This window comes from Thermus sp. (genome assembly GCF_040290245.1).
GTDB lineage: Bacteria > Deinococcota > Deinococci > Deinococcales > Thermaceae > Thermus_A.
In genome coordinates this window covers 1-8,245 of the sequence record NZ_PSMQ01000067.1, presented here as the reverse complement: position 1 = coordinate 8,245, position 8,245 = coordinate 1, and the positions used below count along the sequence as shown (strand labels likewise).

Annotated in this window: 7 protein-coding genes; 4 read left to right on the top strand and 3 right to left on the bottom strand. The window is 64.8% G+C overall.

The window, feature by feature from the left end; genetic code table 11:
- From C4301_RS08500 to C4301_RS08490, 3 genes are all read right to left on the bottom strand, one after another.
- Positions 1-496, bottom strand: a 496-nt coding sequence (locus tag C4301_RS08500; protein WP_503012417.1) for an aspartate carbamoyltransferase, incomplete at its 3' end; no start/stop codon positions are given.
- On the bottom strand, positions 493-1,038 hold the full coding sequence (pyrR, locus tag C4301_RS08495) for a bifunctional pyr operon transcriptional regulator/uracil phosphoribosyltransferase PyrR (protein WP_352414664.1): 546 nt from the start codon (positions 1,036-1,038) through the stop codon (positions 493-495). The genes pyrR and C4301_RS08500, both read right to left, overlap by 4 nt.
- A gap of 125 nt (positions 1,039-1,163) precedes the next feature.
- Positions 1,164-1,502: an SPW repeat protein gene (locus C4301_RS08490; protein WP_352414663.1), complete on the bottom strand. Its 339-nt coding sequence runs from the start codon at positions 1,500-1,502 to the stop codon at positions 1,164-1,166.
- 110 nt (positions 1,503-1,612) lie between these two features.
- Here C4301_RS08490 and C4301_RS08485 point away from each other — a divergent pair, with 110 nt between their 5' ends.
- From C4301_RS08485 to murJ, 4 genes are read left to right on the top strand one after another with little or no spacing between them, the layout of a single operon-like run.
- Positions 1,613-2,716 (top strand): metallophosphoesterase family protein, encoded by a 1,104-nt coding sequence (locus tag C4301_RS08485; RefSeq protein WP_352414662.1) that lies wholly within the window; start codon positions 1,613-1,615, stop codon positions 2,714-2,716.
- Positions 2,703-5,558, top strand: coding sequence for an AAA family ATPase (locus tag C4301_RS08480; protein WP_352414661.1), 2,856 nt, complete (start codon positions 2,703-2,705; stop codon positions 5,556-5,558). The genes C4301_RS08485 and C4301_RS08480 overlap by 14 nt, the downstream gene beginning before the upstream one ends.
- A 45-nt stretch (positions 5,559-5,603) precedes the next feature.
- Entirely contained in the window at positions 5,604-6,653 is a 1,050-nt protein-coding gene (locus C4301_RS08475) for a type II toxin-antitoxin system HicB family antitoxin (RefSeq protein ID WP_352414660.1), read from the top strand.
- Positions 6,646-8,121: a murein biosynthesis integral membrane protein MurJ gene (gene murJ / locus C4301_RS08470; protein WP_352414659.1), complete on the top strand. Its 1,476-nt coding sequence runs from the start codon at positions 6,646-6,648 to the stop codon at positions 8,119-8,121. Before C4301_RS08475 ends, murJ begins: the two co-directional genes overlap by 8 nt.
- The last annotated feature ends 124 nt before the right edge of the window (positions 8,122-8,245 follow it).

Sequence of the window (8,245 nt, the reverse complement as noted above, 5' to 3'; positions counted from 1 at the left end):
CCCGGGAGTGGAGGATGTCCCCCACGATGGCGATCTTCTTCCCTTCCAGGCTGCCTAAGGCCTCGAGGAGGGTGAAGGCGTCCAGAAGGGCCTGGGTGGGGTGAGCCCGGCGTCCATCCCCCGCGTTGACCACCTTTCCCTTTACCCAGCGGGTGGCCTGGTGGGGCACCCCCGCCGTGTCAGAGCGAATGATGTAGGCGTCTACCCCCATGGCCTCGAGGGTGAGGAGGGTGTCCTTGTAGCTTTCCCCTTTTTCCAGGGAGCTCGAGGAGGCGCTGAAGCTCACCACGTCCGCGGACATCCGCCGGGCGGCAAGCTCGAAGGAGACCCGGGTTCTTGTGGAAGGCTCAAAGAAGACGGTGGCCACGGTGAAGCCCTGGAGGGCCGGAACCTTCTTCACCGGCCTGGCCAGGACCTCCTGCATCAGCCGGGCGGTCTCAAACAGGCTTTCCACCTCCCTTCGGCCCCAGCCTTGGAAGTCCAGAAGGTGCCTCATCCTCCCTCCTTCTCCCAAAGCTCCACCCGGTCCTCCCCGTCCGTTTCCTCGAGCTTCACCTTCACCACCTCGTTTTTGGAGGTGGGCAGGTTCTTCCCCACGAAGTCGGCCCGGATGGGGAGTTCCCGGTGCCCCCGGTCCACCAAAACCGCCAGGTAGATCCGTTTGGGCCGGCCCAGATCGATCAAGGCGTCCAGGGCGGCCCGGGCGGTCCTTCCCGTGTAGAGGACATCGTCCACGAGGACCACGTTCTTCCCGTTGAGATCAAACGGGATCCGGGTCTCCCGCACCTTGGGCTGAAGGCCGATCTCCGAAAGGTCATCCCGGTAGAGGGTGATGTCCAGGATGCCCACCGGGATCTCGCCCTCCTCAAACCCGCCGATCAGCCGGGCCAGCCGCCGGGCCAAGGGGATGCCCCGGGTGTGGATCCCCACCAGGGCCAGGTCCTTTGCCCCCTTGTTCCGCTCCACGATTTCGTGGGCCATCCGCGAAAGGGCGCGCCGGATCTCTGCCTCGCCCATGATGACCGCTTTGAACCGCATTTTTGGGGTGTCCATGTCTCACTCCTTTCCGGCCTCACCGGACCGGATTAAAGGCCGAACCCACCCTACTTTGCGCTCCAGAAAAAATCAAGGCCCCCGGCTGGGGGCCTTGGAGCCTAGAAGGCTTAGGCGGTGTGTGGCTTTTCCCGCGTGGCCAGTAGGGCAAAAAGCCCTACCAGGACGCCCACGATCACCGCGTTCCAGGTGGGGCTGGCCATGCCAGAGAAGCCTAGGATCCAGGGGGAAAGGATGAGCCAGATGCCTAGGACCAGGTTCACCCACTCCTCCCACAGGGGCCCACCCCTCAGGTGCATAAGGGCCATGAGGGCCACCAGGATGCCCACGATGACGCTGTTCCAGAGGGCGTTGGTCAGGGAGGTGTACCCAAGGAGCCACGGGGACAGAAGGAGCCAAAGCCCAAGCACCAGGTTGGCCCAGTCCTGCCAGTGCGCGGTCCGGATCATACGCCTCACCTCCTTTCCTTACTCATGCTAAGGCGAGTTGCGCGCGAAATACGGTGATCTAGATCACATAACTTGGGTCCGGAATTTTTCGTCCGCGGTACAATATAGGCATGCGGATCCTCCACACCGCCGACTGGCACCTGGGCAAGCTCCTAAAGGGCGTGGACCGCACCCCGGAGGTGGCCCAAGCCCTGGAGGAGCTTCTGGAAATCGTGAAGAAAGAGCGGGTGGACCTGGTTTTGGTGGCAGGGGACCTCTTTGACCGCCCCCAGGTCTCGGTGGAGGCGGAGGAGGCGGCCTGGCGGTTTTTCCTCGGGCTTTATGAGTTAAAGGTGCCGGCTTTGGTGATCGCGGGAAACCACGACTCGAGGGAGCGGCTGGAGGTCCACGGCCGGGTCCTCGAGCGCTTTGGCGTGGTGGTCCGGGGGGAGGCCCGGTTCCGGAAGGAGGGGGGGGTGGTGGACCACCCGGTCCGGGCGGGGCTTTTGCCCTTCCTTTCCGAAAGGCGGATTCTGGACTTTCAAGATGGGGAGCTTGGGGAGTGGCGGGGCCAGTATGCGGAAAGGATGGAGAAGCTCCTCCGCCATCTCACCCAGGAGGAGGAGCTTCTTTTGGCCCATCTCACGGTGGAAGGGGTGAAGGCGGGGGGCGGGGAGTTTGAATTTTACCTCAGCAACAGCTATGCCATCCCCCGCCAGGCCCTTCCAAAGCTTCCCCGGTACATCGCCTTAGGGCACATCCACCGGCAGGCCCAGGTGGCGGAGAACGCCTGGTACTCGGGCAGCCTCATCCAGCTGGATTTCGGCGAGGGCGAGGAGGTTCCCCGGGGGGCGCTTCTTGTGGAACTTCCCGAGAGGGGCCCCGCCCGGGTCTTCCCCGTACCCGGCCCCTGGGGCAAGCCCCTTCGGACCTTCCGCCTCAGGCCGGAGGAGTTGGACCGAAGGCACGAGGAGCTGCGGCGGTTTGGGGGGTATATCCGGCTCTTGGTGGAGGGCTACCTGGCCCCCGAGGTCAAGGAGCGGCTTTACCAGGACCTTCCCGGCCTTTTGGATATCCAGCCGCTCCAGACGAAGGGGTTGGAGGCCCCGGTGGAGGTCCTCGAGGACGAGGTGGAGGCCTACCGGCGTTACCTGCAAGGGGCCGGCCGGGAGAAGGAGGCCCTTTTGGAGCGGTTCCGGCAGGTTCTCATGGAGGTGGAGGGTGCGCCCTTTTAGGCTCGAGCTGGAGGGCTTCGGCCCCTATCGGGAAAAGCAGGTGGTGGACTTTTCCGACGTGGAGCTTTTCGCCATCACCGGCCCCACGGGGAGCGGGAAGAGCACGCTTTTGGAGGCGATGGCCTTTGCCCTTTTCAAAAGGACCCCCCGGGGGCAGAGCCTGGAGGAGCTCCGCCACCCTAACGCCCCCAAGGTGCGGGTGGTCTTGGACTTTCAGGTGGCGGAGGGGGTTTACCGGGTGGTCCGGCACCTCGAGGCCCAAGGGGGAAGGCTTCTGAGCCAGGACCAGCTCTTCCGGCAGGAGGCTACCCGGTGGGAAAAGGTGGAGACCACCGGGGTGAGGGGGCTAAACCAGACCCTGGAAGCCCTTCTTGGGCTGACCTACGAGGCCTTCACCAAGGCCCTCCTGCTTCCGCAGGGGGAGTTTGACCGTCTGCTCAAAGGGGAGGCCAGGGAGCGGCGGGCCCTTTTCCAGAGCCTGTTCGGCCTGGAGCACCTGGAAAGGGCGCGGGAGCAGGCCAGGCTTCACCTGGAGGAGGTGCGAAGCCGCCTGAGCGCCCTGGAGGGGGAGCTCAAGGCCCTGGAAGGCGCCACCCCCGAGAGGCGGGAGGCCCTGAGGGATGAGCTAGAGGGGCTTAGAAGGGAGTTGAAGAGGCTCGAGGCGGAGCTGGAAAGAAAGCAAAAGGCCCTTTTGGAGGGGCAGAAACGCGAGGAGTACTGGCACAGGCGAAGCGTCCTGGAGGCCAGCTGGAGCCGGTTGGAGAGGGAGGCTGAGGGGCTTAACGCGACGAGGGAGCACCTGGAAAGGGCGCAGGAGGCCCGGCGGCTTCTTCCCCTTTACCAAGAGCTTCGCGCCAAGGAGGAAGCCCTGGCCGAGGCCGTGCGAAAACAGGGGGCCTTGGAGGCGGAGTTGAAACGGCTCGCTGAGGAAGGGGCCCGTCTGGCCCCTAAGGCCGAAAGGCTTAGAGCGGTCGAGGAGGAGCTTTCCCGCCTGCAAGGGCTCAGGGAACGGGAGGCTTTGCTCCGGCGCTGGGGGGTGGGCTTGGACTTCGCCCACCCCGACCCCCTGCCCGCCTCGGAAGGGGACCTGTTCGCCCTTTGGGAGGAAAGGGCCCAGGCGGAAGCCTACCGGAAGGCCAAGGAGGCATTGGAAGCGGCTGAGCAAGGCCTGAGGGCCCTGGCAAACGAGCGTTCCCGCCTGGAGGCCGAGGGGGTTGGCGCTAAGAACCGGCTCGAGGCCCTAAGGGCCGAGGAGAGAAGAAGGCGGAAAGGGGCATTGCTCCTGGAAAAGGCCCGGGTGGAGGAGGAGTTCACCTCGCTGAAGGGGCGGCTCATTGCGCTTCGGCAAGAAAAGGAACGCTGGGAGCAGGAAAGGGAGCGCATGGGGCTTGCGCGCTACCACGCCCGCCTTGCCCTGGGGCAGCCCTGCCCCCTCTGCGGCCAAACGGTCCGCGAGATCCCCCCTCTTCCCAGCCTGCAGGACCCCACCCCCCGGATCCGGGCCCTGGACGAGGAGGAACGCCAGCTCCTTAGGCATTCGGCTCGGCTGGAAGAGGAGCTTCGCCGCCTGGGGGAGGCGCTTGAGGGTTTAAAGGAGGTGGAGCCCGAAGAGGGAGACCCGGAGGGGATCGCCGAAGAAATCGCTCGTCTGGAGCGGGTTATCCTTGAGCTTCGGGAAAGGTATAAGGAAGTGGGTGGAGCGTATCGGTCCCGCCTGGAAGAGGTGGACCGTCTGAGGGAGGAGGTCAAGCGTCTAAGCCCTAAGGAGCCGGCCGGCCGGACCCTGGAGGCGATCGAAAAGGAGTGGGCCCGTCGGCTTGCCGGCTTCGTTCGAGCCCTGAGGGAGGCCTCTTCAGAAGAGTGGCCCTCGGAGAGGGAGGCCCGGCTTTTGAGGGAAAAGGAGTCCCTTTCCTCCTCGCAAAGGCGGCTCGAGGAGATCACCGAGGAGGAGGGCCGCCTCAAGCAGACGCTCATCGCCTGGGAGGCCAGGCGGCAGGAATTGGAAAAACAGGTCCAGGAGGCGCGTGAGAAGGTGAAGGGCCTGGTTGCGGAGGAGGTCTTGCGGAGCGCCTTCCTGACGGAGGAGGAAGAAAGGGTCCTTCGGGAGCGGCTGGAGAGGCATGAACGTGAGAAGAAGGAGGTGGAGGCGGCCTTGAGGGCCTTGGGCGATCCTCCCGGGCCCCCTTTGGCGCCGGGGGAGCGGCTTCGCCTCCAGGAGGAGGCCCGGGCCCTCCAGGAAGCTTTGGCCCGCGCCCAGCGGGCCATGGGGAGCCTGGAGGGGGAGCTTGGCCGCTTAGAGGAAGCCCTTAGAAGAAGGGGGGAGCTGGAAAAGGAAAGGGGGTGTCTCACGAGTGACCTGGCCCTTTGGCAGGAGCTTTTGAAGGACCTGGAGGGGCGGAACTTTCCCGCCTATCTCCTCGCCTACTACCAAAGGGGCCTCCTCGCCCGGGCGAGCGAGCTTCTGCATCTCCTTTCCAAGGGGCGGTACCGGTTTGGGGCCGAGGGGGAGCGGTTCTTGGTGCTGGATGCCTGGACGGACGTGGAGCGGCCCGTGCACACCCTTTCCGGGGGGGAGACCTTCCAGGCCAGCCTGGCCTTGGCCCTGGCCCTTTCCGAGCAGGTCTCCCGTGGCCGGCTCATGGCGCTCTTTTTGGACGAGGGCTTCGGCGCCTTGGACCTGGAAAGCCTCGAGGAGGCGGCGGCGGTTCTGGAGGCCCTGCCCACCAAGGGCCGCCTGGTGGGGGTGGTGACCCACGTGGAGGCCCTGGCCGAGCGGCTGCCCGCCCGCCTCAAGGTGACGAAACACCCCTCGGGAAGCCGGGTGGCCTGGGTGGGGGGATAAGGCCTGGCCTTTTCAAGGGGGAAGGAGAGGCATAGGATTGAAGGCGTGGGGGTGATCACCCGTTTTATAGAGGAGCGGATGCGTCGGGCCCACTACGACCTTCTGGGGCCTGGCCGGTACGCGGGGGAGATCCCGGAACTGGAGGTCCGGGTGGAGGCGGAAAACCTGGAAAAGGCCCGCGCGCGCCTGCAGGAGGCCCTGGAGGAGAGGCTTTTGGAGATGCTTCGCCTGGGCCTCCCCGTGGAGGGTCTGGGGGAGGGGGATGCCCGCGCTGACCGTTTCCGGAGCCTGGTCCTAGGGCTTTGGGCCTTGGTCCGGGGGGAGGCCTCTCCTTCCGAAGCCCCGGCTGCAGAGCCTGCTTTGGAGGCCCCAAAGCCCAAGAGCTTGGAGGAGTGGCTCAGAAGCCGGGGCATCGCCGTCCAGAAGCGGCCTGTGGCCGAGGGGGAGGAGGAGCGGGAAAGGGTCTTCTCCCGGCTTGCCCTCTTCCTCGGGGACCGCTACTCGAGCCTGGAGAAGCTGTACGAGAAGCTCAAGGGGAGCCTGGCCACCAAGCGGCAGTTTGAGCTTTCCCTGGCCGAGGCCAGCCAGGAGGAGATCGCCAACTCCACGCAGTTCTGCACGCTTTTGAAGCAGTACGCCTTCCTGACCAGCTACTACTACAAAAGCGAGGACCGGATCCTCCGGGCCAAGGCCAGCACCGAGGGCTTCGTCCAGAACTTCCTCACCGGGGGCTGGCTCGAGCGGTACCTTAAGGAAAAGGTGGCCAAGGCCCTCCGCTCCAAGAACCTTCCCCACGAGATCGCCGTGGGCTACCAGGTGGTCCTGCCTGGGGGGGAGCCCATGGAGCTGGACCTGCTGGTCTCAGTCCGGGGGCGGGTCTTTTGGTTTGAGGCCAAGACGGGGGAGTTCCAGGCCCACATCGCCAAGTACTCCCGCATCCGCAAGCTTCTGGGCCTGCGCCCCCAGGAGGCCTTCTTGGTCCTTTTGGGTGTGGAGAAGGCCCGGGCTAAGGAGCTTTCCGCTCTGCACGAGATCACGGTGACCACGCAGGCCACCTTCCTCGAGCCCTTCTTAGAAGCCCTGGAGAATGCTTAAAAACGTCCTCACCGTGATGCTGGGCACCTTCTCCTCCCGGGTGTTCGGCCTTTTGCGCCAGGCGGTCTTCAACGCCCTTTTCCCGGATGCCCTTAAAGACGCCTTCAACGTGGCCTACCGTGTGCCCAACCTCCTGCGGGAACTTTTGGCGGAAGGGGCGGTGCAAAACGCCCTCATCCCTGTTTTGAAGGGCCTTTCCGAGGAGGAAGCCCGGCGGTTTTCCCGTCGGTTTGGGGCCTTCCTCCTGGGGATCAACCTGATGGCCCTGGGCCTGGGCTATCTTTTTGCTCCACAGATCGCCCTTCTCCTCGTCGCGCCGGGAAGCCACCTGCGGGAGGCCGAGAGCTTCCAGCAGGTGGTCTTCCTCATCCGGCTTCTTCTCCCCTTTCTCCTTTTTATCTCCATGGCCGCGCTTTTCTCCGCCCTTCTTCAGGCCCAGGAACGGTTTGGGCCCTCGAGCTTTGCCCCCGTGGCCTTCAATTTGGTCTCCATTTTGCTCATGGCCCTCTGGCCGCAAGACCCTACCGCGCTTGGGCTTTCCGTCACCCTGGGGGGGGTTTTTCAGGCCCTGATCCAGCTTCCCTTCCTGAAGGGGTTTTTCCTGGAGTGGGGTTTTCACCCCGCCTTTAAGACCGCCCTTTTTCGCATGGGCCCCTTCGTCTTCACCACCAGTCTGAGACAGTTTTTGAACCTGGTCTTGGTCAACATCCTGACCCGGTATCCCCAGGCGGCGGTCACGGGGTTTTACAACGCGGAGGTGGTCTTCCAGATGGTCCTGGGCCTTTTTGCCACCAGCCCCGCCATGGCCCTTTTCCCCCGCCTAAGCACCCTGGCCCGGGAGGATCCAGGGGGCTTCGCCCGGCTTTTGGAGGGGGCGTTGGCCCGGATGGCCTTTTTCTTAGGCCTTCTGGGCGGGGGGCTGACCGGGCTCGCCCCCTATTTGGTTGTCGTCCTCTTCGGCCTCTTCGGCCCCCTTTCCCCGGAAAACCGAACCTACAGCGCCCAGGTCCTTATGGCCATGGGGTTTGCCGTTTTACCCTGGGGGCTTAACACCCTGCTTTTGCGGGGGCTTTACGCCTTGGGAAGGGTGGCGGAGGCGGTCCTGGTCTCCGCCTTGGTCTTTGCGGTAAACACCCTGGGGTATTGGGCGCTGAGGGAGGGGGGGCTTTTCGCCCTCAACCTGGCCACCGCCTTAGCGGGGTACCTGGGGTTCCTCCTCTACCTGAGGCTTCTTAGCAGGGCTAGGGTGGGGCTTAGAAGGGGGGTTTTGGCCTGGGCCCGGGCCTTCTTGCCGGGCCTGGGGGCGGCAGGGCTGGGGGTGGGTGTCCAGGCCCTATGGCCCGCCACCACGTTAAAGGAGGCCCTTCCCCCCTTGGTCCTGGGAGGGGTGGGGTCGGTCTTGACCTACCTGGGCCTGGCCTGGCTCATCGGGGTTCCGGTGCGCGCCCTTCTTTCCAGGCGTTTCTGAGGGTGTAGTAGAGGGGTTTGAGCCGCAGGGCGTACCCGGGCTTTTCCCAGGTGGGCCAGGTGAAGAAGAGCGGCTTCTTTAGACCGGGTAGGAAAAACTGGAGGCCGGGGATGGGCTTGGGGGC

Coding starts and splice junctions, on each gene's coding strand:
- pyrR (WP_352414664.1), bottom strand. CDS start 1,038: ATGCGGTTCAAAGCGGTCATCATGGGCGAGGCAGAGATCCGGCGCGCC.
- C4301_RS08490 (WP_352414663.1), bottom strand. CDS start 1,502: ATGATCCGGACCGCGCACTGGCAGGACTGGGCCAACCTGGTGCTTGGG.
- C4301_RS08485 (WP_352414662.1), top strand. CDS start 1,613: ATGCGGATCCTCCACACCGCCGACTGGCACCTGGGCAAGCTCCTAAAG.
- murJ (WP_352414659.1), top strand. CDS start 6,646: ATGCTTAAAAACGTCCTCACCGTGATGCTGGGCACCTTCTCCTCCCGG.